Raw genomic sequence first — 23,905 nt, forward strand, 5'->3', positions numbered from 1 at the left:
GACGTGGCATCTCGCGCTATTGACAACGTTGGGTCCTAGAAAATTGTTTTCAGTCAACCGGTTTTCGTAGAGCACGTTCCGCAATTGAATTGTCCTGCATAGATACTTAACTAAGCATTCCGACCTCGAATTTACAGCTGATTCGGGCCTCGTTCCTCGGTAATAGTTATACCGTCGGCTGTAACCGTACGTAGGGCGTATGTTGTGATGGAGCTTGGGCAAATAGGGCTAGTGAATGTTCCCCAGAAACTTGGTCCGGTTATAGCTCGCAGGACTGCTTCTTCGTCGTGATAGTCCCACTCTCCGTAGTATGTGGTCGAAAATGCGATGAAGTTTTCCTTCGGGGGAGCGGTGACGTCGATTTGGGGTGTGGTCCATTCACCGTTGTTTTTCTGTGCTGTCCAATTGACCTGTTTGATGGAATTCGGAAAGTAGTAAGTGAGTTTCGCATTCACGGCTACAGTTGATGGCTCCGCCTCCATGATCCAGAAACCGCGTATTGGGTACATCCCAGTGCCATCCAATGTGAGGACGCTTGGCCGGCCAGTGTTGCATTCCTTGGAAAGCCGAACGAAGCCGGACACCTCCATGGGGGCATGCTCATCTGATACGGCGTAGCTGGGAACTGTCGACGAGGCGGCAAGCACTGGCGCGGACCACAGGGCGCCTTTTGTCAAGGTTCGACGTGACAACGTGTTTTTGTTGACCGTTTCCATAGCTTCCTCAGTGACTGTGGGTGTGTGACGTAATGAATTCTAGTTTTGGATGCCAAGCGTCACAAGAAAATAGTAAAGCCATGGGAGTTTGTGTATTTCAAAATTAAGGAAACGTGACAATCAGTTTCGCGCCATAGGCGGCGAGTGTATCTTTGCAGATCATCGCGGAGTTGGCATGAAAGCAATGGCTAGACTGTCATCCTTGCGGATAACAAGTGACGCTATAAATTGCCTTGAACCCAGGCGAGGTGTGACATAAAACACACAAAGTCCAGCGAGTATTGGCCCCAAAGGAGCAGTTTGGCGGCGTCCGTTGCGGCAAACTCGACACATTGTATTTGAAAAATGGAATAAGCTGCAATCCCATCGAGAAACTAGGACCTCGTGTCGCGGTGGGAGAGGGGTGGGGGTGTCCGAACATGCCGTAGTCAGGCGATGATCCCGTTAAGTGCGACAGCCGTTTGGTGGACGATGGACTTCCTGGTCCGATGGTTCGGAAAGCATCGTCTCGATCCTTCGCGAACGCCGCAGTGCCCGATTCACTTTCGATGAGTAGGCTTTGTCGCCAAGGAGAGTGTCCGGCGGTGCAGGTCCACGCCCCATGCGGTCCACGTTGTCTCCGAGTCTTGCAAGACACCCCAGGAGGCCCGTTGGGGCGATCGCTTGTCCGCAGGGCAATCATGCGTCGCCGGATTTGCCCGCAATCCGCGATATCAGGATGGCGATCCCACGAATGCCGATGGGGGGTGGACCAAAATGTTCCCGTGCCTTGGAGAGAAGCGATGCCACCACCCGGATCGCCGTTAACATGGCCGAGAAACTGAGTCAGGCGCTCATTTCCTTTTTCAGTTGTTGCCATCGGTTTCCCTCCTGGGGTTGTGGACTTGGTCAGTCATTGACCGGCCCATTGTCCACGTTCATTTCGTGGCTTGGTAGACGTGAACGTCAGCGCGGAATCGCCGAGGGCTCACAGCGGAGCAGAGCCTTAACCTTTGCTCATCTCGTCCCTAGCGCGGTCGAGAGCAGGGTCGCCGCTCCCTGCGAAAGCGGGTCCGGCCAAGAACCAGATGCCGGTAACGACGCCGATGGTGTGAAGAATTCCCCAATACGGGTGCTTGCTGATGCTGTCGATGCTGTGGGGTATGGTGCCACCGTCAATGATGATCATGATGAACAGGCACACTGCTGCTATGACGGCGGCAAGCAGGACGCGCAACCATTCGCCCCAGATGGCCTTAACCTCTGAAGTAGATCCTTTGGGCGGCTTCAGGGGCTTCGGCCCGTTGGCGAACCGATAGCGGAACCATGCGTCGACTCGTCCAATAATCTGATGGCCGAATGCTACGGTCACGCCGAGATAGACTGCCGCCAAAGCGTGGGCATGTGTGGGTTGGGCTCCCCGTAGCAAATCTGTGGTGACCAGGATGACCAGGGCGAGATCGACTAAGGGGACGGACGCCAGGATGACCGAACTGGCGCGTCTGGCGTTGAGCAGATAGCGCACCGCCAGGCCTCCGAGCAGGAGCACCCAAAATGCGATTTCAGCCCCCACGATGGCAATGATCATGAGTCTTTCTCCCGTTCCGGGTTCAAGAGGTGGTCGTCGAGACTAGAGACCATTTCGTCTACGCTGACCAATTCCGGGGCAGTCAATGGTCGAGGCAGAAGGGCGTCGATGACGACGGCGAGCTCCTGAGCGGCCTTATGTCGATCGACGTCCTTCGCGGCCGCCCCGGAGCGTGCCAACCGCTCGGTGCAGTCTTCCTGGAACTCCTTCAGGCGTCGATAGTTGTCCCGAGCCGCGGGCTTCAGGGGCTGAGGCAGATCTGCCCGTACCTGGTTGAGGTTTCTCTCAGCCGGCTGAGTCCTCGAATATTTCGGGTCGACTTCTCGCATCGCCGTCTCAGCCTTTTCGGCGCTCCGCCGCACAAGTTCGTCCATGGCAATGACGTGGCGTTCAACCTGTGTCGAGAAGAAGCGTTTTGCCGCCCCTGTGGGCAGCTGTGCTTCTTTGGTCGGTGCTTGCGTCATGGCGGCTCCGAGACCTCTCGTGCCCAAAAGTCCCCACACGGTATCGTCCGGCAGCTGTCGTCGTGCGTCTGCGCCAATTGTTCGTACCACGCAAGTTAAACTAGCACGGCTGTACTAGAAAAACACTAGGGCATCGCCCCTGCACGCCTATGGGCGTCAGCGGCCCCCTCGAGGGCACGCAGATCATCGGGCCGGGGTGCCTGCCGTCTCATGAGGACGAGCAACGCGAACAAGGCGATCGCGGCCCACGACGCGGCAACCCCTGTGAGGGCGAGATCTGCCTGGATCGATGGCAGTGCGACGGGTATTTCGCCAGGACGACTCTCCGAAACCGCTGCCCAGTCGCCGATTGAGAACTACCTCGAACGGCTCGGGCCATACCTGTCTCCTCGTGACCCCGGAGGTCCTTTGCGGCCGTTATGAACCTCTTGTCCTACAACAGCCGGGTGGCGACGTGGGAATACACGGGTGACGGTGTTTTTCCGCGTCCACCGCATCCACGGGGTTGAGAGGGCGGCTCTATTCGCAGGCCACGCCGTCGCCGTCGCGGTCCAGCTTGCTGCTGTAACCGGGGGAGCCGGCGTGCAACGGTGCCGCGCCTGCGGCCTTGGCCGCGGAGCAGTTCGGGTAGGAGGAGTCGCCCTGGGCAGGTGCTACTGGCTCCGCCGGTGCGGGGGCGACAGGTTCCGCGGGCGCCGGCTCGACAGGGGCCGGTTGCTCAGGAACCTGTGTGTCCTCCGGGACGGAATCCGTCGTGTTCCCGACCTCCGGGGCGTCATCCCCGGACGGCAAAACCTCCCCGGGGCACCCTTCAAGAACACCGGCGATGGCGTTCTTCTCCGCCTGGGTCACCCACAGGCGATAGTTGGTCTTCACGGCGACCTGACGGGACACGTAGTCACAGCGGAACTGCTTGTTGGAAGGCAACCAGGTGGCGGCGTTTCCGTCGCTCTTGCCCTGGTTGGTCGGGCCGTCAACGGCGAGGAGGTTCAGTGGGTCGTTGGCCAGCTCCTTCTTCTCGTCATCGGAGAGCTGCTGGGCTCCCGTCTGCCAGGCATTGGAGAGGCTGACCACGTGGTCGATCTGCACCGCGCTACTCGTGGTTTTTCCGGCAGTGAAGGAAATGTCCTTGCCGGTGTAGGGGTCGACGAGGTTGCCCGTCTTCACCTTGCAATCGTGGGTGCCGGGTTTGTGGGACACCGAGGACAGATCGCGGTTCAGAACATCGTTCCGGGTGTCGCACCCATTCCTATCCGTATCGGCCCAAGCGGGTCCGAAGTTCTTGCGCTTGTACCCCGTCTTGGGCGCCTTCCCCTTGACGGGCAAGGCCTCGAGAGCAGTGAGGGTGTCGTCAGAATCAGCGCCCTGAATATCGGACACCTGTGTGACGTGAGTCGGGGAGGCAGAGCCCGACGACGCAGCGGCGCCATCCGACGACGCGTTGGTTGCGCAACCGGCGAGGGCAAAAACAAGGGCGACGCCGGCGCCAGCGACTCGCACGCCGCGACCGCGTCGGGAAGCGAATTCGGGCAGGGGGAATCTGAGAAAAGACATGGGTGGCTCCAAGTGAAGTGAAGGACAGTCGAAGTGTATGGGCAGGACGCCTCGAAATCGGCATCTGACACGACGTAATTCGCGTCGTGTCCTGCGGCGATGCGGAGCGGCCGGCTCCGGGGCTCTCGGGAATCAGCTCTTGGCTGATCGTCAACTGTGGGGACGGCCACTAGGCTTGATGGTGTCCTGGTTTCCACGGGAACCTGAAGTTGCCGCGGAGACCGCTGCAGTCAAAGCAGAGGAGCACCATATGACTGAGACGACAGCGATCACAGTCACCCGATCCATCGACGAGCCGTCCGACAAGATCTTCGACCTCCTGAGCAACCCGGAACGCCACCACGAGTTCGACGGGTCCGGCTACGTGGTCTCCGACGACAAGACCGACCGCATTCAGAAGTCCGGCCAGGTATTTCGGATGAACATGAACGGGCCGCACATGGGCGGGGATTACAAGACGGACAATTACGTGACCGGCTTCGACCCGAACAAGCTCGTCGCCTGGCAGACGGCGCCGGCCGGCGAGCAGCCTCCCGGTTGGGAGTGGACGTGGGAATTGCAGTCGCAGAGCTCGAACCAGACCGAGGTGTCCCTGACCTACGACTGGTCCAAGATGGACCCGCAGGCCGCTCAGGACCTTGGCATGCCGCTGGTCTCCCAGGAGGAGCTCGAAGAGTCACTCGAGCAACTGGCCAACGCGGTTTCCGGCGAGTAGTCGCCCGAAACCCGTAACCACGCACAACCCGAGGGCCCGGCGTCGTCTCACTCGAGACGACGCCGGGCCCTCGTGGTTTCGAGACGAGTCGGATTTGTCGGAGCGGCCGTTCGCCCGCGCGGTTGCCGCCGTCGCCGCCATAGTCGCTGCCTCCGCCGCTGAATCGAGCACGTCGACCATCCGTCATGTCCTGAGCTTCCGTATCAGCGCCATCACCGACCGGAGCTTCACGCAGGGGAACTCCCGCGTGACGTGGGGGTTGCCCGATTGGTTGCTGGTTCCCGGCCCCCAGGCCAGGGTGTGCGTGTGAGGTTCTGCGGGGGATACCCGATTCGGCGGCGGTCTCCGTCGTGAGGTGGCGGTTTAGCCGGCACCTAACGACGGAAAACGCCTCTCATTCGGGAAAGCGCCACCCAATGCGGACCACCAGTTCCCCGGGCTCCGCCGTGGCAGGGGGCATCGTCTCGACGTCGCGGGCAACGGTCGCCGAAGATCTCCCCAGCCCGTCGCCGACGATGGCCGGGCCGTGCCGCGAGATGGCACGTTTGTGCACATTTCGTCGTGCAACATGCACGAAATTGCCACTTCGCGGGCAGGACCTGGGCGAATCTGCCGCCTCCCTGCCGCGTTGGCCCGTGACTGACGCGCGCGGGAAATCGCCCCAGTGCGGTCGAAGGACGAAGATCGCACCATCCCCGCCACGAAGGGGATCGACGCGAGCCAGGACACATGGGAGGCGCGTCGACGCGGGATTGGACGTAAACTGGCCTCTCAACCTTGAATGACGTCCGAGCTGGAAGGCCAGACCGGGCGAAGACACCACGTCAGAGGAGTACACCGTGACCGAGCCGACCTCTGAACAAGAGAAGCTTGACGTCGAAGAAGCAGCACCCGTCGAAGAGGGCCAGGCCGAGAAGCGCCGCGTCGTCGTCGCGGAAGACGAGGCTCTGATCCGTCTCGATATCGTCGAGATCCTCAAAGGGCAGGGGTTCGACGTCGTCGCCGAGGCCGGCAACGGCGAAGAAGCCGTGGAGCTGACGCGGGAGCACGACCCGGACGTCGTCCTCATGGACGTCAAGATGCCGAAGATGGACGGCATCAGTGCCGCCGAAGCCATCGCCAAGGACCGCATCGCCCCCGTCGTGCTGCTGACCGCGTTCAGCCAGAAAGAACTCGTGGACAGGGCCACGGAAGCGGGCGCGATGGCGTACGTGGTCAAGCCCTTCACGGAAAACGACCTGATTCCCGCGATCGAGGTCGCCGTCAGTCGTTACGAGCAGATCAAAGCCCTCGAAGGAGAGGTCAGCGATCTCAAGGAGCAGTTCGAGACCCGCAAGCTCGTGGAGCGTGCGAAGTCCCTGCTCATCACCAAGATGGGATTGACGGAACCGGAAGCATTCCGTTGGATCCAGAAGACGTCGATGGACCGTCGCCTCTCGATGCGCGAGGTCGCCGAAACCATCGTTTCCCAGGTGTCCTGAACCGGTCCGTGGGAGCTTCTTGAGGCGACATCCGGGTCGGGGTTTCCCGGTCGGAAAGAGGCTCCGTACCAACCCCTGCCGCCTGTGATTAGTATTGGTAGGTGACTTCCGCCCCCGAGACAACGCCCGACGAGGAGGCCACCGTGGCCGATCACACCCCCGAACCCGCCGATCCCGCCGAGAACGCGGGGGAGCGCAAGCGACTCCTGCTGATCGACGGTCACTCGATGGCCTTCCGGGCGTTCTTTGCGGTGCCCGCAGACCGCTTCACGAATTCCGAGGGTCAGCACACCAACGCGATCCACGGATTCACGTCCATGCTGCTGACGATGGTCCGCCAGCTGCAGCCGACGCATATTGCCGTGGCCTTCGACCTGAGCGGGCCCACCTTCCGCTCGGAGGAGTACACCGAATACAAGGGTGGCCGTGCGGAGACTCCCGAGGAGTTCTCCGGGCAGATCGAATACATCCAGAAGGTCCTCGATACCCTGAATATCCCGTGGATCACGGTCGAGGGATTCGAGGCGGACGACATCATCGCCACCGGGTCCACGTTGGCCGAACAGGCAGGGGCCGACACGGTGGTCGTCTCGGGGGACAGGGACGCGTTCCAGCTGATCTCGGAAAACACCCACGTGCTGTACCCGACCAAGGGCATCTCCGACATTCCGCCCAGAACGGCCTCGGACATCGAGGAAAAGTACGGCGTCGGTCCCGACCGGTATCGCCACGTGGCCGCTCTGGTCGGGGAATCCGCGGACAACTTGCCGGGCGTTCCCAAGGTCGGGCCCAAGACGGCCGCGAAATGGATCAACCAGTACGGCGACCTCCAAGGCGTCATCGACCACGCGGACGAGATCGGCGGCAAGGTCGGCGAGAACCTGCGGGCCCATCTCGACGACGTCCGCCGCAACTTCCGTCTCAACGAACTCAAACGCGACATCGAGTTGCCGCTGAGCTTCGCGCAGATGGAGCGAAACGAACCCGACCTCGAGGCGATGGACAAGCTCTTCGACGAACTCGAGTTCAACCGCATTCGGGAGCGAGTTCGGGCGGACCTCCTCGAAACCGAGCCTGAGCCCGACATCGAGATTCCCGAGCGCCGCGACGTCGTCACCCCGGATGACCTCAAGAACCTGCTGGGAAACAAAGGGACCGCAGTCTCCCTCACGCTGGAGACGGACTACCGGGCGGGCGACGTCGTTTTCCTCGCGACGCGTGAGGCCGTCGGGTCGGTACGTCTCGAACAGGCCGACTCTGACCTGTCCGGCGCCCTCGCGGACGCACTGAAAGAACGCGGCGACGACCTGCTGGTCTCCCACCTGAAGGAGCTCGTTCGTTCCCTGCGCGAGGTCGGCTACGAGCTCCCCGATACAGGACGCGATCTGGCCCTCGAGGCTTTCGTCCTGCGTCCCGGAGCGCGCGGGTACAGCCCTCAGGAACTCGCGGCGGAATTCACTACCTACGACTTCAGTGCCAAGCCAAAGAAGCCGACCGCCGCAGCTCTCAAGAAGGAATCGGATGAGGTGCGGGAGAAGAACACCGCGGCCGACCTGGACAGGTTTGCGGCTTCGGCATGGCTCATGCACGACGTCGCCGAGGCCGTCTCGGCCCGGCTGGGCGAGCACGAATGGGCCACCAAGATTCTCAAGGACATCGAAGTTCCCCTCACGCACGTGCTCCTGGCGATGGAGACCAACGGCATCGCGATGGACGTCCAGGAACTCGACACTCTTCAGGGCGCTTTCCAGGCCGAAATCGATACGGCGCAGCGTAACGCGGACCAGGTGGTCGGCGAGGCCGTGAAGCTGTCCTCCCCGAAGCAACTGCAGACCGTTCTGTTCGAGACGTTGGATCTGCCCAAGACCCGCAAGATTTCCTCGGGCTACACCACGGACGCCTCGTCCCTCCAGGAGCTCATGACCAAGCTCGAGCCCGGGACCAAGGGGCACGACTTCATGGGTTACCTGCTGCGGTACCGGGAGTTCAGCAAGCTTCAGCAATTCGTGACAGGCCTGAAGGACGCGACGACGGCGTCCAACCGGGTACACACGACCTTCGGGCAGACGACGGCGGCCACGGGCCGGCTCTCGTCCATCAACCCGAACCTTCAGAACATTCCGGTTCGGACGTCCGAGGGCAAACGGATCCGCAATTCCTTCGTCTGCGGACCGGGCTACCAGACGCTCCTGACCGCGGACTACTCGCAGATCGAGATGCGGATCATGGCACACCTCTCTCAGGACGAGGGCCTGATCGAGGCCTACGAATCGGGGGAGGACCTCCACCGCTTCGTGGGCTCGCAGGTCTTCGGCGTGGAACCGGAGGACGTGACCTCCGAAATGCGTGCCAAGGTCAAGGCCATGAGTTACGGGCTCGCCTACGGACTGTCCAGCTACGGCCTGTCCAAGCAGCTGAATATCTCGGTCGATGAAGCCCGTGGCCTGATGAGCAACTACTTCAAACGCTTCGGTGCCGTGCGCACGTATCTGCGGGAAGTTGTGGACGAGGCGAAGAAGGTCGGTTACACCGAGACGATGTTCGGTCGGCGTCGTTACCTCCCGGACCTTGACTCCTCGAACCGACAGGTCCGCGACAACGCCGAACGGGCCGCTCTGAACGCGCCCATCCAGGGTTCGGCCGCCGACATCATCAAGATTGCGATGCTCGGCGTGCATCGTCGGTTGCAGGAGGAGAAGCTCGAAACCCGCATGGTCCTCCAGATCCACGACGAACTGATCCTGGAAGTCGCCGAGGGGGAGTACGACGCCGCCGAAGCCATCCTGCGCGAAGAGATGTCCACCGCCGTCACACTTCGGGTCCCGCTCGAAGTCCAGGTCGGTCACGGCCGCTCCTGGAACGACGCCGCCCACTGACCGCTACGAGACAGGAATCAGAAGGAACCACATGTCCCTGGAACCGTTTGAACTGAGGACCATCGTCGATGGCAATGGGAAAGCCACCGACGAGTACCGACGTTTCCACGCTCGCGTCGAACGCGGATTCCACGAAGACCCCGGAACGCCTGAGGTGCAGGACTTCCTGGCCCGGGAATACCAGGAGGCCGGGTTCGTGCACCGCGGGTACGCGGAGACCGAGGGCGTTCCCGCATGGGCCAGCGAATCACCGCAACCGGTGGCCACGATCGTGGGATTCCCCCGCAGCATGGAGGTCGGCGAGAAAGCGTTGGACCTCTGGGCGATCTCGGGCGTCGGCGTGGCGTCCTCACACCGGCGTCGTGGGCTGTTGCGCACCATGATGACCACCGAACTGGCCGGAGCGCAGCGTGATGGCTACGGGCTCGCGGGACTCACCGTCTCCGAGGGCGGAATCTACGGTCGGTTCGGATTCGGCGTCGCGACGCGAGTGGGTACCTATGAACTCGATCTCCGGCGTCGCCCGCGCATCCTGCCCGGCGTCATGGAATCGACGGGCGCGGCCTGCGGCCGGGTCGTTGAGGGCGACCCGCAGAGGTTGCTGGATGTGGCTGAGCGCATCTGCGAGCAGTCCGACGCCGGCCGTGCGGGCAAGATCGACCGCCTCAGAGGGTACGTGAAGAACGTGCTGGGACAGGTGAATCTGGAGGAGACATCCCTCGAGCCGGTCCGCGGCCGCGAGGCGCTGGTCTACATCGGGTCGTCGGGTCCGGAAGGATACGTGACCTATGACCATTCAGGACTCGACTCGGACCCCCTGAAAGCCAAGATCATCGACTTCCAAGCCGTCACGGCGGCCGCGTGGGTCGGATTGTGGAACCACCTGTTCAGTGTGGACCTGCTGGAGACGGTGGACTTCAAGGATGCCCCGGGCATGGCACTGTCCTCGATTCTCGAGAACCCCCGTGCGGTGACGGCCGCCCGGGAATCCGACCTGGTCTGGACCCGGATCCTCGATGTCGCGTCCGTGCTCGAATCACGGCGGTACCCGCGCGACGGAGAGATCGTCCTCCTGGTCGACGATCCAATGGGTCTGGTGACTGGGGCCTACGCGATGCACATCGAACAGGGCAAGGCGACCGTCACGCCGTCCGCCGACGTGTCCGGAACGCAGGACCGTGGGGATCGGGCCAGGGACGACGTCGCCCTCGCACCCCATGCGCCGCGTGTGCGCTTCCCGGTCGACCGATTGGCCACCGCCGTGTTCCGTGGGTGCGAGATCGAGGCGAGGCTCGGCGTCGTGGTCGGCGACGGGGCCGAGAGGGCCGCCGAAATTTTTGCGGTGGACCGGGAACCGTACTGCGATTTCGAGTTCTGACCGCGAGTCCTTCGTCCAGCACATTGCGCGAAGGACGTGAGGTGTGACGAATTACCCTTTTGCAGGGGATGAAACCGCGCATGACGGGCATCTGTGCGTTGACCGGACTTGCATCAGCCCATAGACTGAGTGGGCGCATCATGTGCGCACAGTCCAATAAATGTTCGGCTTCGCGAAGCAACCGTCACAGGATGCGATGGAGCCGACCGAGTAAGCAAACTATCCACATCGGAGCCCCTACTACATGACCACCAACACCCCGCAGGTCGCGATCAACGACATCGGAACCGAAGACGAGTTCCTCAAGGCCGTTGACGAGACCATCAAATACTTCAACGACGGCGACCTTGTTTCTGGCGAAGTTGTCAAGGTTGACCGCGACGAAGTTCTGCTGGATATCGGGTACAAGACCGAAGGCGTCATCCCGTCCCGCGAACTTTCCATCAAGCACGACGTCGATCCCGGTGAAGTTGTTGCCGTTGGTGATGAGGTTGAGGCTCTCGTCCTGACCAAGGAGGACAAGGAAGGCCGCCTGATCCTGTCCAAGAAGCGCGCCCAGTACGAGCGCGCCTGGGGCGACATCGAGAAGGTCAAGGAAGAAGACGGCGTCGTCACCGGTACCGTCATCGAGGTCGTCAAGGGCGGTCTCATCCTGGACATCGGTCTCCGCGGCTTCCTGCCCGCATCCCTCGTCGAAATGCGCCGTGTGCGCGACCTGGCTCCGTACATCGGCCAGGAGATCGAGGCCAAAATCATCGAGCTGGACAAGAACCGCAACAACGTGGTGCTGTCCCGCCGTGCGTGGCTCGAGCAGACCCAGTCCGAGGTTCGCTCCTCCTTCCTCAACAAGCTGGAGAAGGGACAGGTCCGCACGGGCGTTGTCTCCTCCATCGTCAACTTCGGTGCCTTCGTGGACCTGGGCGGCGTGGACGGACTGGTTCACGTTTCCGAGCTGTCCTGGAAGCACATCGACCACCCGTCCGAGGTCGTCGAGGTCGGCCAGGAAGTCACCGTCGAGGTTCTCGAGGTGGACCTGGACCGCGAGCGTGTTTCGCTGTCCCTCAAGGCGACTCAGGAAGATCCGTGGCAGACCTTCGCGCGCACTCACGCGCTGGGTCAGGTTGTTCCCGGCAAGGTCACCAAGCTGGTTCCGTTCGGTGCGTTCGTGCGCGTCGAGGACGGCATCGAGGGCCTCGTCCACATCTCCGAGCTGGCCGTTCGCCACGTTGACCTGGCCGAGCAGGTCGTCTCCGTGGGTGACGAGCTCTTCGTCAAGGTCATCGACATCGACCTGGACCGCCGCCGCATCTCGCTGTCCCTCAAGCAGGCCAACGAGGGCGTGGACCCGGACGGTTCTGAGTTCGACCCGGCCATGTACGGCATGGCCGCCGAGTACGACGAGCAGGGCAACTACAAGTACCCCGAGGGCTTCGACCCCGAGACCAACGAATGGCTCGAGGGCTACGAGACCCAGCGCGCCGCCTGGGAGCAGCAGTACGCCGACGCCCAGGCTCGCTGGGAGGCCCACAAGGAGCAGGTCCGCAAGGCCCTGGCCGAGGATGCCGACGCCGCCGCTACCGCAGCGACCGGTTCGTCCTCCTCTTCTTCCTCCTCTGCTCCGTCCAACGCGGCCCCCGCGCCGTCGAGCTACTCCTCCGAGGTCCCGGCGTCCGATTCCGGCACGCTGGCTTCCGACGAGGCCCTGGCTGCCCTGCGCGAGAAGCTCACCGGCAACAACTGATCGGTTGCCAGAGTTGCCCGCGACGTGACCGAGTCGCACCGCGGGTGAACGCTTGAACGGAAGGCCCCTCATCGTTGAACGATGGGGGGCCTTTCGCGTGCCCGGAGGTCCGTCGGGGATTCTCGGGATTGCGGCGGGTCGGTGGTTTGTGGTGGCTGGGATGGGTGGTGGCTGGATGGATCTCGCGGCCGCCCGGCCCCGCCCCACACCGCTCACAACATCTTGGCCGTCGGTTATCGGTCGACCCACTCGGTCTCGCCCCAGGCCACGTCAAGCTGTCCGGAGGACGACGACGCCAGATGCGCCTCGGCGCCTTCCCGGGCCTCCTCCGAATCCGTGACGGCGATGTTCAGACTTGCGTGCGATGAGCCGTAGTCGGTGCCCAACACGGCAACGCCGGAGGCCCGGAGCTCGTTCTCGAGGCGGCCGGCGTCGGCGTGGGGCACCTCGATCCGTCCCAAACGCAGGCGTTCCCGGGCGGTGAGCTGGGCGGCGTCGAGAGCCTGGACGGTCGCATCCGTGTAGGCGCGAACCAGCCCTCCGGCACCGAGCTTGATGCCGCCGAAATACCTCACGACACCGACACATACATCCGAGAGGTCCTGGAGCGCCTCCTCATTGGTCCTGTGCGCCAGCACCGCTTGCAGCATGGGGATTCCAGCCGTGCCAGCGGGCTCCCCGTCGTCGGAGGACCGTTGGACATCGCGATCGGCCCCGATCACGAAGGCGGAGCAGACGTGGCGGGCGTCGTGATACCTCTTGCGGAGGGTATCGAGGAATTCTCGGGCTTCGTGCTCGGACTCGACGCGCGCCACATGGCCGATGAACTCGCTCTTCTTGATCTCGAGCAGGATCTCGTCGGGGCGGGGCTCCGAGAGCACGGTGTACTTGCGGGCGCGTGTTTCGTCGGTACCAGTCACCCGACCAGTCTATTCGGGGTCGTACGGCGTGGTCCGGGACGTGGCGGATATGCTGGGACGGCACTGTGTCGGCAGGGGACTGTTTCGGTAGGGAAGGGGAGAGACGTGGCAGCAGATTTTCGTCGAGTCGGCCTGACGGGAGGCATCGGCTCAGGGAAGTCGACCGTGGCGCAATTGCTCCAGGAGCACGGGGCCGTGGTGATCGACGCCGATGCAATATCTCGGCAACTCACGGCCAAAGGGTCGCCCGTGCTCGACCGGATCCGTGACGCCTTCGGAGCTCACGTGCTGACAGATTCGGGCGAACTCGATCGCGCCGCTTTGGCAAAGATCGTGTTCGACGACGAAACCGCTCGTGAGCGTCTCAATTCCATCGTGCACCCGGCCGTCCGCCAAGAGTCCGCACGATTGGTCGACGAAGCTGCTCGAGCCGAGACCTTTTCCGGCGTCGTGGTCCAGGACATTCCGCTGTTGGTCGAAACAGGGCAGGCGGATTCCTTCGATGGGGTGGTCGTGGTCGAGGCGCCGGAGTCCGTGCGCATCGACCGGCTGGTGACCGCCCGGGGCATGAAGGAGGACGACGCCCGCTCACGCATCCGGTCCCAGGCCACGAATGACCAGCGGCGGGCCATCGCGACCTGGATCATCGACAACTCCGGGGACCGCGAGGCCACGAAGGTGCAGGTCGCCACCTTGTGGGATGAATTGACGGCGTAGACGCCCACGCCGCGGCACGGATCCGTTGCCGCCGGCTGACTGGCTGAGGTTGTCGGGGACCGCGAGCTGGCAGTTTCGTGCCGTTTTTCCGCGAAGTGGCACTCTAGTGCGGAAAACAGGCCCAATTCCGCACGCGAGTGCCACCTCGTGCGGGTGATGTGCACGGGGTTGCCACCTCGCGACGCCGAGTCGTCGTCGGCGTGGCTCCTAGTCGCGTCCCTGCCGGAGCAACTGGTAGACCACGGAGTCGTCCTTCCGGCCCAGGCCTTCGCGGCGGCCACGGACGTACAGTTGTTCCGCGGCCGAAGCGAGCGGTACGGGTTGTTCGGCGGCACGTGCTGCGTCGGTGACCAGACCCATGTCCTTGACGAAGATGTTGAGAGCGGAGCGGACTTCGTCGAATTCTTCGGCGACCATGCGGGATCCTCGATCCTGGAACATGAAGGACTGCGCCGCCCCGCCGTTGAGCACCTCATGACATTGGGCCACGTCCAGTCCCATGGAGTCAGCGAGTGCGAGCGCCTCACCGGCCGCCGCGATATGCACGCCACACAGCAGCTGGTTCACGACCTTGAATTTCTGCCCGTCGCCCGGTTCGGGGCCCACGACCGGACACTGCGATCCCAGGGCGTCCAGCAGGCACCGGACCGAGGCGACGTCCGCCGCGTCGCCGCCGACCATGATGAGGAGATCGCCCTTCTGGGCGCGGGCGACACCGCCGGACACGGGTGCGTCGACAACATGTCGCGTGTACGGCTCGAGCGCCAACGCCGCACCCTGGACCGCGGCCACCCCCACGGTGGACATGACCACCACAATGCTTTCGGAAGACAACGACTCCGCGATTCCGCCGTCGCCAAAGAGGACGGCGTCGAGCTGCGGGCCGGTTGCAACCATGATGACGACGACGTCGGCCCCACTCACTGCCTCCCGCGCGGTGCCGGCGGCCGTGACCTCCGGTCCGAGGCTCTGGAGGGCCGCCGGATTGAGATCGAACGCCGTGACCATGTGGCCCGCGCCCGCCGCAATCTGTGCCATGGGGGAGCCCATGGCCCCCAGTCCGATCCAACCAATGTTCTTCGTGTTCTGGTCCATGATGTCCATTCCGTGCTTGCCGCCGAGGAATCGGCGGACGATGGTTACTGCCGAGAGGAGTCGGGCCGGGCCGTGAGGTTTCGGTCGACCGCGTCCCGACAAGACCGTGCCGAGTCGTGCCCCGAACCGGGCCCCGAGGGCGTGCGTCAGCCGGTTGCGTTCTGCAGGCGTTCCACGACGTCGGCGAGTGCCTCCCGAGTCCCGACGTTGCCCGGGAAGACCACGTAGGGACAGTCGCGCACGGCGTCCGGCGCGTCCTCGGGGTGGAACATCGAAATTTGTCCGGGGAAGAACTGGCCGGTGACCTGGGCGACCCGGATCCCGAGGCCCCGGTGGGCTACCTCGTGGGATGTGATCCCGCCCTTCGCTACCACCCAGGCGGGCAGCGCATCGCGGCTGCGGCGCACGACCTCGACCACGGCGTCCGAGACGCTTCTGGCAATGTCGAGGGACTCGACGGGGTCGTCGGTTCTCACGAGTGTTCGGCTGGTGTAGACGGCAACGTCGTTGGATTCGAGCCCTTCGTGAACGGCCCGTACCGTCTGGGACAGGTGCTCATCGCGCTCCTCGGGTGCGAGGAGCTTTTCGACGTCGAGCTCGATTTCGGTCAGTTGTCCGCGACGCTGAACCTCGTCGAGCTGCTGCGTGGTGAGCCCCACGTGCGAACCGACGACGACGAGGCCGTGCTCCCGCCTTTCGGGACTCAGTCGAATGTCTGCGGGATCGAGAATGCGGGGTCCGGACTGGCCGGCGAGGGGGCGAACGAAAGACGGCCCGCAACGCGTGACGAAGTGATGCCCCCGCGCCTCGAGATGGGTGACGGCGTCGGCCACGACCTCCATGTCGGAGTACTCGGTCGCATTGACCACGACCCACGAACGGTTGCTAGCCCCGGACAGGATCTCCTCGACACGGCTCGTGCCTCCCGTGCGGATGTCCTCGAGGGACAAAGACAGGACGTCGGAGGCCTGGACGGCGCCGCCGGACTTTTCCGCCAGGAATTCGGCGAGTTCCGAGTGGCTGTAGCCGAAGGTTGCGTCCCGCGCGAAGTCGGTGTCTTCGACGCGCCGGGCCGAACCGTCGACCACGGCGTAGTGGACGTTGCCTTCGGTGTAGCGTCCGGCCTCGATCATTGCGGGGCAGAAGAGGAACGCGTCGACCTGAACCCCGTGGTCCGACAGGACGTCCGCGAGGGCATGGGGCTCGGCGATGACGTGGCCGCGCAGGGTCGAGTCGGAGCGTGAGACCACGTGCAGCGGCGCGTCGTCGGCGTCCAGGGTGTCCAGGAAGTGCGCGAGGGTGCTGCGGTTGAGGGCGACGGCGTCGTCCTCATCGAGCGCCCGAGTATTGGTCAGGGTAAAGCACGTGGAGCCGGGCTCCTTGAGGGCGTGGGCAAGGATCTCGGGGTCCTGCTCGAAGGCGACGGGCACGTCATGGACGCACTGCGAGCCGGTGGGGTCATCGTCGAGAACGAGGAGGCGCCGGGGTGAGCTGAGCATGGGTGAACTCCTTCTTCAGTCGTGTCAGGCGATCGCGGAAACGATCGGCCACATGAGCAGTGCGACCAGGAAGCCGACGATCGATGTGGTTGTGGTGAGCAGGGTGTAGGACTTCAGGCCCGTCGCGGTGTTGACCTGGTTGTACCTGGACCACACCCAGAACAGGGAGTCGTTGACATGGGACATGGCCATGGAACCGATGCCGATCGTCACGGTGACCAGGGCCACCTGCAACGGTTCGAGCCCGAGGGACGAGGCCATCGGCGCGATGAGCGGGGCCGTGGTCAGGGTGGATACCGTCGCGGAGCCTTGGGCCGCACGGATCAGCGCGGCCATGAGCCACGCGAGGACCAGGATGTGCAGGCCCGTGCCGGCCAGGGCGTGGGCGACGGCGTCGGCGACGCCGGTTTCCTTCAGCACGTGGCCGAAGGTTCCGCCGGCACCCGTGATCAGGATGACTGCGGCCACCGGAGGCAACGAGGAATTGATGACGTCCTCGGCCTGGGTGAGGCCCCAACCGCGGCGGTACCCCAGAACGACGGTCGCGACGACGACGCCGATGACCAGCGCCATCGGAGATGCGCCCACGAAGGAGAAGAACTTCACGACCGGGTTGTTCTCCGGCAAGGTCATCGAGGTGATGGTCTGCGACATGATCAGAACGAGCGGGATGAGGATCATGACGATCACGACCCATGCGCGTGGCGGATTGTCGACCTTCGGGAAGGACTGCGTGGACTCCTCGTCGAAATCCTCGCCCGCTTCCTGCATCTCGGCGGCGGAGATACCGGGAACGGGGGAGAAGATGCGGCGGGTGATGAACGGGATCGTGAATTGCGCCGCGAGCCACATGACGATCGCGGGCAGCAGACCGAGGAGCAGGACCATGCCGATGTTCGCGCCCATGACCTGCGCGCCGCCGACGATGCCGGGGTGAGGCGGCAGGACCACGTGGACGGTCAAAAGGCCCATGACGGTCGGCAGGGCGTAGTTGAGCATGTTGCCCTGCAACCGGCGGCCCACCGACAGGATGATCGGCATGAGAACAATGAGGGCGACGTCCACGAAGACGGGTATCCCGAAGATGAAGGCGGCCGCTCCGAGCGCCCAGGGGGCCCTGTGCGGGCCGAATTTGTTCAGCAGCATCTTGGCCAGGACGTCGGCGCCGCCCGAGACCTCGATGATGCGCCCCATCATGGCGCCGAGGGTCACGATCAGGGCGACGGACCCCAAAGTGGAGCCCATGCCTTCTTCCAGCATCGGAACGATTTTCTCGAGGGGCACACCCGCCGCCAGGGCGAGACCCACGGAGACGAGAAGCAGTGCAAGGAACGGATGGGCCTTGGCCTTGATGATCAGCGCCAGAATTACGGCGACTGCGGCCAGTCCCAAGAGGACGAGGGTTACCGGGGACATGAAATCTCCATCGACTTCGTTTCCTGCCAGGAACGGTGAGACACTCACCACTGGCTGTTATCAGATATCTGATAAGTTTAGCTTTGGATGCGATAGTGTCAATGAGCTCACATCGACTGTTTTGCTAAGGAGTCCGTCAGTGTCGAGGAACCTTGCCGACCGCGTCACCCGGTCCATTCTTGACCGCATCGCCCAGGGGGTCGTTTCCGTGGGGGACGAGTTGCCGCCCGAAGGCGTATTGGCCGATGAGCTGGATGTATCCCGGCTGACCATCCGGGAAGCGATCAAGACCTTGGCGGGTCGGGGAGTCATCCTGGTCAAGCACGGGAAGCGGAACCGTATCGCGCCGGTCGAGCACTGGGACCTGCTGAACGTCGAGCTCATGGAGCTCCGCGGGCGTATGCGCGGCGAGAGTCGAAACCTCGTGGAGCAACTGACCGAGGTGCGGGAAATCGTGGAGATCGGGGCCGCCGAACTCGCCGCCGAGAGGATCACCCCGGAGCAGCTGGAAGAGATGCGCCAGCACCTCGGGACCATGATCCAGGTGGAGTCGGAGGAGGGCGAGCCCGATGTCGCCCGCGCCGTCGAGGCCGATATCGCGTTCCACCGGATCATCATCGAGGCGGCGGGCAATGAGTATCTCGCCGCGACCTACAGGCCCCTGGAAGAGGTGCTCAAGGCGGTGCGCATGGACACCTCGGCGACGGCCAAGGTGCGCAATGAGGCGATCCATTGGCACGGAGAAATACTCAACAAGCTGGAGAACAAGGACACGAAGGGTTCCCGCGAGGCCATGAGATCGCACATGGGCCAGACCATGGGAGCCGTCAGAGAGGATTCGGAATGAAGATTGTGGTGACCGGAGGCGCGGGTTTCCTGGGGAGCAGGGTCATCGACGAGCTGCTCAGACGTCGGGACGCGGGTGACCTCACCGTGGATTTCGACCACATCGTGTCGCTCGATCTCGCGGAAAACACGAATGACGACGCCCGGGTCCGTTCCGTGGTCGGCGATCTGGCCGACCCCGACCTGCTCGCGCAGACCCTGGGTGATGACACCGCGGCCGTGTACCACCTGGCCGCGGTGCTCTCCGGAGGGTCGGCGGAGAACTTCGATCTTGCCCTCCGGGTCAACCTGGATGGAACCCGCGGACTGCTGGAGGCCGCGCGCCACGCCGAGAACCGGCCCTACTTTGTCTTCACGAGTTCCCTGGCCGTCTTCGGCGGGCAGATGCCCGAGGTCGTCACCGACACTTGGGCCGAGCAGCCCGATTCGACGTACGGCGCGTTCAAGGCCATGGGCGAGCTGCTGGTCAATGAATACTCCCGCAAAGGGTTCGTCGATGGGCGCATCTGTCGTCTGCCGACCATTTCGGTTCGGCCGGGCGCACCGAATTCGGCGGCGTCGTCCTTCGCTTCGGGGATCATCCGGGAGCCTCTGAACGGTATCGCCTCGACGTGCCCGGTGCCCCACGCGACGCGGATGTGGCTCTCCTCGCCGAATGCGGCGGTCGCGAACCTCGTGCACGCGCTCGAGGTGCCGGGGGAGGACATCGGCCCGTGGCGAGGCATGAACATTCCAGGGATCTGCGTGACGGTCGAAGACATGCTCGTTTCCCTCGAACGCGTCGGCGGAGCCGAAGCCAGGGCCCTGGTCACCGACGAGCCCGACCAGCAGGTCATGGACATCGTCTGCTCGTGGCCGGGGGAATTCGACGTGGAACGACTCGTGGATCTGGGCTTCGTCCGGGACGAGAATTTCGACGACGTCGTTCGGCAGTACGAGCGGGAGTTCGTGGCACAGGCCTGAATTCGCCCGGGCCGGCGGGCCGGACGGAAGTCTCCGTATCGATCGAACATTCGTGCGAATCGGAGTAGCCTGGAACCTATGAGTCTGGCACAGGAGATCAACCGCGTCGTCGCACCATTCGAGGTCATTTCCGACTACAAACCCGCCGGTGACCAGCCACGGGCCATCGCCGAGCTGACCGAACGGGTCGAAAACGGCGAGAAGGACATGGTTCTTCTGGGCGCCACCGGTACCGGCAAGTCGGCGACGGCCGCGTGGTTGGTCGAGTCCGTGCAGCGTCCGACCTTGGTCATGGTCCAGAACAAGACCCTCGCGGCGCAGTTGGCCAATGAATTGCGCGAATTGTTGCCCAATAACGCGGTCGAATACTTCGTTTCCTACTACGACTACTACCAACCCGAGGCGTACGTCCCGCAGACGGACACCTTCATTGAGAAGGACTCCTCGGTCAACGAGGAAGTCGAGCGGTTGCGGCATTCGGCGACGAACGCGTTGCTCACGCGCCGCGACGTCGTCGTGGTCTCCACCGTGTCGTGCATCTACGGCCTGGGAACGCCCGAGGAATACGTCAACCAGATGGTGACCCTCCGGCAGGGTGATGAAATCGACCGGGACGACCTGCTCCGGCAGTTCGTCAACATGCAGTACGCGCGCAATGACACGGACTTCCACCGCGGAACCTTCCGGGTCCGTGGGGACACGGTCGAGATCATTCCGATGTACGAGGAGAACGCGATTCGCATCGAGTTCTTCGGCGACGAGATCGAATCGATCCACACGCTGCACCCACTCACCGGCGAGGTGATTCGCGAAGAGAACGAGATGTACGTTTTCCCGGCCTCGCACTATGTGGCCGGTGCCGAGCGGATGGCGCGCGCCGTCGAGGACATCAACCAGGAGCTCGGCGAGCGGCTCAAGGAACTCGAGGAGCAGAACAAACTGGTCGAGGCGCAGCGCCTGCGCATGAGGACCACGTACGACCTCGAGATGATGGAGCAGATGGGCTTCTGCAACGGCATTGAGAACTACTCGCGGCACATCGACGGCCGCGAAGCCGGATCGGCGCCGCACTGCCTGCTGGACTACTTCCCGGACGACTTCATGTTGATCGTGGACGAGTCGCACGTGACCGTGCCCCAGATCGGTGGCATGTACGAGGGCGACATGTCACGCAAGCGAACGCTCGTCGAGCACGGATTCCGCCTGCCGTCCGCAATGGACAACCGTCCCCTCAAGTGGGACGAATTCCTGGAAAGGATCGGCCAGACGGTCTACATGTCCGCGACGCCGGGCAAGTACGAGATGTCCCAGGCCGATGGATACGTCGAGCAGATTATTCGCCCGACCGGCCTGGTGGACCCGGAGGTCGTGGTCAAGCCGACCAAGGGACAGATCGACGACCTCCTGGACGAGATCAACCAGCGCGCCGAACGGGACGAGCGTGTACTGGTGACCACGTTGACCAAGCGCATGGCCGAGGACCTGACGGATTACCTGATTGAGCACGGCATCAAGGTCCAATATCTCCACTCGGACGTCGATACGCTCAAGCGTGTCGAGCTTCTCCGCTCCTTGCGCCTGGGCGAGGTGGACGTGCTCGTGGGCATCAACCTTCTGCGCGAGGGCCTGGACCTTCCGGAAGTCTCGCTCGTCGCCATTCTGGATGCGGACAAGGAAGGATTCCTGCGGTCGACGACGTCGCTCATCCAGACGATCGGTCGCGCGGCCCGCAACGTCTCCGGCCAGGTGCATATGTATGCCGACAAGGTGACGGATTCGATGGAGACGGCGATCGAGGAGACCAACCGCCGTCGTGAGATTCAGATGGCGTTCAACAAGGAGCACGGCATCGACCCGACGCCGCTGCGCAAGAAGATCGCTGATATCACCGACCAGATCGCACGCGAGGAAGAGGACACCAAGGAGCTGCTCGCGAAGCGGTCCGCCGCGAACGACCACACCGCTCCGGTCAAGGGCAAGGGCAAGAAGGCCAAGAACGCAGAGGCCGAGCAGGACAACGCCACGCTGGCCGCCGCGGAGAAGATTCGCAAGGACGGCCTCGCCGCCGCACCCGCCGAGGACCTCGTGCAACTGATCGAGCAGATGAACGAGCAGATGCGCCATGCGGCGTCGGAGCTTCACTTCGAACTGGCCGCCCGGCTCCGGGACGAAGTCTCGGACCTCAAGAAGGAACTGCGGCAGATGCAGCAGGCGGGCCACGCCTAGGACGGCCAGCATCGCATCGGATCCGGACCGGTGGCGCTGGTATCGCTCTTTTTCCTGAGCACCTCGTAACCGGCGCAAAGCAGGTACCTACCTACTTTCCCTCCCACGACGCCGCACCTGGGTCCTCTCTCACGTAGCGACGAGCAGGTCCACGTTCCTGTCCTCCGGGCTCCCCTCCGCGTGAAGGCCTCCCACCGATCCCGTGTCGTTCGCCGCGAGGCCGCGATGAAGCGCGGCGAGGTTGTCGATGCCCGTCAGGGATGTCGGTTCCTCGGGGACTTGTGCATCAATCATCGTCGCCCGGATCCTCACCTCCGAACCGTTCCTGAAGATCTGGATCCCGCGGAACTGGACGGGCCATTCCGCGATGGAGGCCGTCGAAACCTCCCAGAACCCGTTCTTCGGGGTGTTTCCAGGGCGCGGCGTGACCTTGTTGATGTGCGTGTGGCCGGAGAGCCACAGAATCACGTTCGGGAAGGAGTGAAGGAGGCCCTCGACGTCGTCCGCCAGGTGCAGCGTGCCGCGTTCGTCCCCGGCGCCGTGGTCATTGTTCAGGGTGGACAGGCCGTGGTGGGAGGCCAGGACCACGAGGCGTTCCTCGGACCGGGCTTCGTCCAAACGGTCCCGCAACCACCGGAACTGGGCATCATCGAGGCATCCGTCCACGTGGCCGGCGGAATTAGTCGTGTCGAGGACGACAAGACGCACGGAATCGTTGGGGTCGTAAGCGTAATAGGTGACGTCGTCACGGAGGTTCTGCTCAGTGAACCCGTGGCCTCGGGGCGCGCCGGGGGAGTCAAGGTGTGCTCGCACGTACTCGGACTTGCCCCAGACGGCCCGCCCGTCCGAAGGGTCGATGTCCCGGGCTGGCCCGCGGGAGGCCCATGTCGGGTCGTCGACGTAGGCGGGGGTCTTGCTGCCCTCCGGAGCCGACGAGGCATCCAGATCCACGGGTTTCCGCGAAGACGCCAGAAAATCGTTGTACTTCTCAGGCAGACGAGCGCGGCCCTGCACGAGGCAGTCGTGGTTTCCGAAGCACGTCAACCAGGGAAGGCTCAGTCCCTCGGTCCGAAAGGGCTTCGCCGCCTCCGCGAGAGCACCCGGGGCATCCGGGTATCCGAGATTGGTCTTGTAGTGGTCGCGCGAGGAGGGTTCGGGGTTGTAGTAGCGCGGATCGCCCATGCCGACCGGCGCGTCCCGGAACTCGCGGCTGCCAGCAGCCGGTTCGACGTCGCCCCCGGTCAGGGATCGCAGATAGGCCTGGATCTCGTTGCGCTGGGAGGAATCTGCATTGTCGCCCGTCGTGAGGGCGAGGTCCCACAGTCCGGGTTGGGCCTCGACCAGATTGTTCATGGCTCGAACCATGCCCTCGATCGCGTGGTACTGCAAGAACTCCTGCGGCCGGTAGGACGGGGTCATTCCCGCCCACTCGGGGGAGCCATCGAGCTCCTGGAGGAACTCAAGACGGGCGGGAGAGGCGAGATCCGCGAGTTGGAAGTCCGTGAAGTGCACCAGGCCGAGTATTTGCTGCTCGTTCCGGGTGCGATCCTCGGCGCTCGTTTCCTCGGACGGATCGGCGTCGACCAGATTCGTCCGTACGAGGTGCTTTTCGCCCGGCCCCCTGCGGAGACGGCGGAAAGGGGAGGAATCGTCCGGAACGATGCGGTGGGCCGCCGTGGTCACGAGGTTCGATGACTCGAGGGTGCGTTCAGATTCGGTCATGTGGATGCT

19 protein-coding genes are annotated in these 23,905 nt (G+C 63.5%); 10 read left to right on the forward strand and 9 right to left on the reverse strand.

Annotated elements, in window-relative coordinates; translation table 11 throughout:
* Window positions 1-131 precede the first annotated feature (131 nt).
* The 4 genes from AB0Y14_RS00940 to AB0Y14_RS00955 form a co-directional block, all read right to left on the reverse strand.
* Complete coding sequence (locus tag AB0Y14_RS00940) at window positions 132-716, reverse strand: hypothetical protein (protein ID WP_436587428.1); 585 nt, start codon at window positions 714-716, stop codon at window positions 132-134.
* A gap of 985 nt (window positions 717-1,701) precedes the next feature.
* Window positions 1,702-2,283: a hypothetical protein gene (locus tag AB0Y14_RS00945; RefSeq protein ID WP_436587429.1), complete on the reverse strand. Its 582-nt coding sequence runs from the start codon at window positions 2,281-2,283 to the stop codon at window positions 1,702-1,704.
* A complete protein-coding gene (locus tag AB0Y14_RS00950) occupies window positions 2,280-2,747 on the reverse strand; it encodes a hypothetical protein (protein WP_436587430.1) in 468 nt (155 codons plus the stop codon). The genes AB0Y14_RS00945 and AB0Y14_RS00950 overlap by 4 nt, the downstream gene beginning before the upstream one ends.
* Before the next feature lie 519 nt (window positions 2,748-3,266).
* Window positions 3,267-4,301: a GmrSD restriction endonuclease domain-containing protein gene (locus AB0Y14_RS00955; protein ID WP_436587431.1), complete on the reverse strand. Its 1,035-nt coding sequence runs from the start codon at window positions 4,299-4,301 to the stop codon at window positions 3,267-3,269.
* 250 nt (window positions 4,302-4,551) lie between these two features.
* On the opposite strand from AB0Y14_RS00955, the gene AB0Y14_RS00960 reads away from it, so the two are divergent.
* From AB0Y14_RS00960 to rpsA, 6 genes are all read left to right on the forward strand, one after another.
* A complete protein-coding gene (locus AB0Y14_RS00960; protein WP_436587432.1) occupies window positions 4,552-5,016 on the forward strand; it encodes a polyketide cyclase in 465 nt (154 codons plus the stop codon).
* Window positions 5,017-5,110: 94 nt separating this feature from the next.
* A complete protein-coding gene (locus tag AB0Y14_RS00965) occupies window positions 5,111-5,326 on the forward strand; it encodes a hypothetical protein (protein WP_436587433.1) in 216 nt (71 codons plus the stop codon).
* Window positions 5,327-5,855: 529 nt separating this feature from the next.
* Window positions 5,856-6,497, forward strand: a complete 642-nt coding sequence (locus AB0Y14_RS00970; protein ID WP_436587434.1) for an ANTAR domain-containing response regulator — start codon at window positions 5,856-5,858, stop codon at window positions 6,495-6,497.
* 101 nt (window positions 6,498-6,598) lie between these two features.
* Window positions 6,599-9,373 (forward strand): DNA polymerase I, encoded by a 2,775-nt coding sequence (gene polA / locus AB0Y14_RS00975; protein WP_436587435.1) that lies wholly within the window; start codon window positions 6,599-6,601, stop codon window positions 9,371-9,373.
* A gap of 31 nt (window positions 9,374-9,404) precedes the next feature.
* Window positions 9,405-10,751: a GNAT family N-acetyltransferase gene (locus tag AB0Y14_RS00980; protein ID WP_436587436.1), complete on the forward strand. Its 1,347-nt coding sequence runs from the start codon at window positions 9,405-9,407 to the stop codon at window positions 10,749-10,751.
* Window positions 10,752-10,995: 244 nt separating this feature from the next.
* On the forward strand, window positions 10,996-12,492 hold the full coding sequence (gene rpsA / locus AB0Y14_RS00985) for a 30S ribosomal protein S1 (RefSeq protein ID WP_436587437.1): 1,497 nt from the start codon (window positions 10,996-10,998) through the stop codon (window positions 12,490-12,492).
* Window positions 12,493-12,725: 233 nt separating this feature from the next.
* Here the strand turns inward: rpsA and AB0Y14_RS00990 are convergent, their stop codons facing one another.
* On the reverse strand, window positions 12,726-13,412 hold the full coding sequence (locus AB0Y14_RS00990) for an IMPACT family protein (protein ID WP_436587438.1): 687 nt from the start codon (window positions 13,410-13,412) through the stop codon (window positions 12,726-12,728).
* 105 nt (window positions 13,413-13,517) lie between these two features.
* On the opposite strand from AB0Y14_RS00990, the gene coaE reads away from it, so the two are divergent.
* Complete coding sequence (gene coaE / locus AB0Y14_RS00995; RefSeq protein WP_436587439.1) at window positions 13,518-14,129, forward strand: dephospho-CoA kinase; 612 nt, start codon at window positions 13,518-13,520, stop codon at window positions 14,127-14,129.
* Between the two features lie 207 nt (window positions 14,130-14,336).
* Here the strand turns inward: coaE and AB0Y14_RS01000 are convergent, their stop codons facing one another.
* The 3 genes from AB0Y14_RS01000 to AB0Y14_RS01010 form a co-directional block, all read right to left on the reverse strand.
* Window positions 14,337-15,224, reverse strand: a complete 888-nt coding sequence (locus AB0Y14_RS01000; protein WP_436587440.1) for an NAD(P)-dependent oxidoreductase — start codon at window positions 15,222-15,224, stop codon at window positions 14,337-14,339.
* Window positions 15,225-15,370: 146 nt separating this feature from the next.
* Window positions 15,371-16,723, reverse strand: a complete 1,353-nt coding sequence (locus tag AB0Y14_RS01005) for a four-carbon acid sugar kinase family protein (RefSeq protein WP_436587441.1) — start codon at window positions 16,721-16,723, stop codon at window positions 15,371-15,373.
* 24 nt (window positions 16,724-16,747) lie between these two features.
* Window positions 16,748-18,139: a GntP family permease gene (locus AB0Y14_RS01010; protein WP_436587442.1), complete on the reverse strand. Its 1,392-nt coding sequence runs from the start codon at window positions 18,137-18,139 to the stop codon at window positions 16,748-16,750.
* Window positions 18,140-18,278: 139 nt separating this feature from the next.
* On the opposite strand from AB0Y14_RS01010, the gene AB0Y14_RS01015 reads away from it, so the two are divergent.
* From AB0Y14_RS01015 to uvrB, 3 genes are all read left to right on the forward strand, one after another.
* Window positions 18,279-18,986: a FadR/GntR family transcriptional regulator gene (locus AB0Y14_RS01015; protein WP_436587443.1), complete on the forward strand. Its 708-nt coding sequence runs from the start codon at window positions 18,279-18,281 to the stop codon at window positions 18,984-18,986.
* Window positions 18,983-19,948 (forward strand): D-erythronate dehydrogenase, encoded by a 966-nt coding sequence (gene denD, locus AB0Y14_RS01020; protein ID WP_436587444.1) that lies wholly within the window; start codon window positions 18,983-18,985, stop codon window positions 19,946-19,948. Before AB0Y14_RS01015 ends, denD begins: the two co-directional genes overlap by 4 nt.
* Window positions 19,949-20,026: 78 nt before the next feature.
* Window positions 20,027-22,174: an excinuclease ABC subunit UvrB gene (gene uvrB, locus AB0Y14_RS01025; protein ID WP_436587445.1), complete on the forward strand. Its 2,148-nt coding sequence runs from the start codon at window positions 20,027-20,029 to the stop codon at window positions 22,172-22,174.
* 129 nt (window positions 22,175-22,303) lie between these two features.
* Here uvrB and AB0Y14_RS01030 read toward each other — a convergent pair whose 3' ends face one another.
* Window positions 22,304-23,896, reverse strand: a complete 1,593-nt coding sequence (locus AB0Y14_RS01030; RefSeq protein ID WP_436587446.1) for a TIGR03767 family metallophosphoesterase — start codon at window positions 23,894-23,896, stop codon at window positions 22,304-22,306.
* Window positions 23,897-23,905 lie beyond the last annotated feature (9 nt).

This window comes from Rothia sp. HC945 (assembly GCF_051370785.1).
Classification (GTDB): Bacteria; Actinomycetota; Actinomycetes; order Actinomycetales; family Micrococcaceae; genus Rothia.

Excerpts from the sequence above, each read along its gene's own strand:
- AB0Y14_RS00940 (WP_436587428.1), bottom strand. The coding sequence starts at position 716 with ATGGAAACGGTCAACAAAAACACGTTGTCACGTCGAACCTTGACAAAA.
- AB0Y14_RS00945 (WP_436587429.1), bottom strand. The coding sequence starts at position 2,283 with ATGATCATTGCCATCGTGGGGGCTGAAATCGCATTTTGGGTGCTCCTG.
- AB0Y14_RS00950 (WP_436587430.1), bottom strand. The coding sequence starts at position 2,747 with ATGACGCAAGCACCGACCAAAGAAGCACAGCTGCCCACAGGGGCGGCA.
- AB0Y14_RS00955 (WP_436587431.1), bottom strand. The coding sequence starts at position 4,301 with ATGTCTTTTCTCAGATTCCCCCTGCCCGAATTCGCTTCCCGACGCGGT.
- AB0Y14_RS00960 (WP_436587432.1), top strand. The coding sequence starts at position 4,552 with ATGACTGAGACGACAGCGATCACAGTCACCCGATCCATCGACGAGCCG.
- AB0Y14_RS00980 (WP_436587436.1), top strand. The coding sequence starts at position 9,405 with ATGTCCCTGGAACCGTTTGAACTGAGGACCATCGTCGATGGCAATGGG.
- rpsA (WP_436587437.1), top strand. The coding sequence starts at position 10,996 with ATGACCACCAACACCCCGCAGGTCGCGATCAACGACATCGGAACCGAA.
- AB0Y14_RS01000 (WP_436587440.1), bottom strand. The coding sequence starts at position 15,224 with ATGGACCAGAACACGAAGAACATTGGTTGGATCGGACTGGGGGCCATG.
- AB0Y14_RS01005 (WP_436587441.1), bottom strand. The coding sequence starts at position 16,723 with ATGCTCAGCTCACCCCGGCGCCTCCTCGTTCTCGACGATGACCCCACC.
- AB0Y14_RS01010 (WP_436587442.1), bottom strand. The coding sequence starts at position 18,139 with ATGTCCCCGGTAACCCTCGTCCTCTTGGGACTGGCCGCAGTCGCCGTA.
- denD (WP_436587444.1), top strand. The coding sequence starts at position 18,983 with ATGAAGATTGTGGTGACCGGAGGCGCGGGTTTCCTGGGGAGCAGGGTC.
- uvrB (WP_436587445.1), top strand. The coding sequence starts at position 20,027 with ATGAGTCTGGCACAGGAGATCAACCGCGTCGTCGCACCATTCGAGGTC.
- AB0Y14_RS01030 (WP_436587446.1), bottom strand. The coding sequence starts at position 23,896 with ATGACCGAATCTGAACGCACCCTCGAGTCATCGAACCTCGTGACCACG.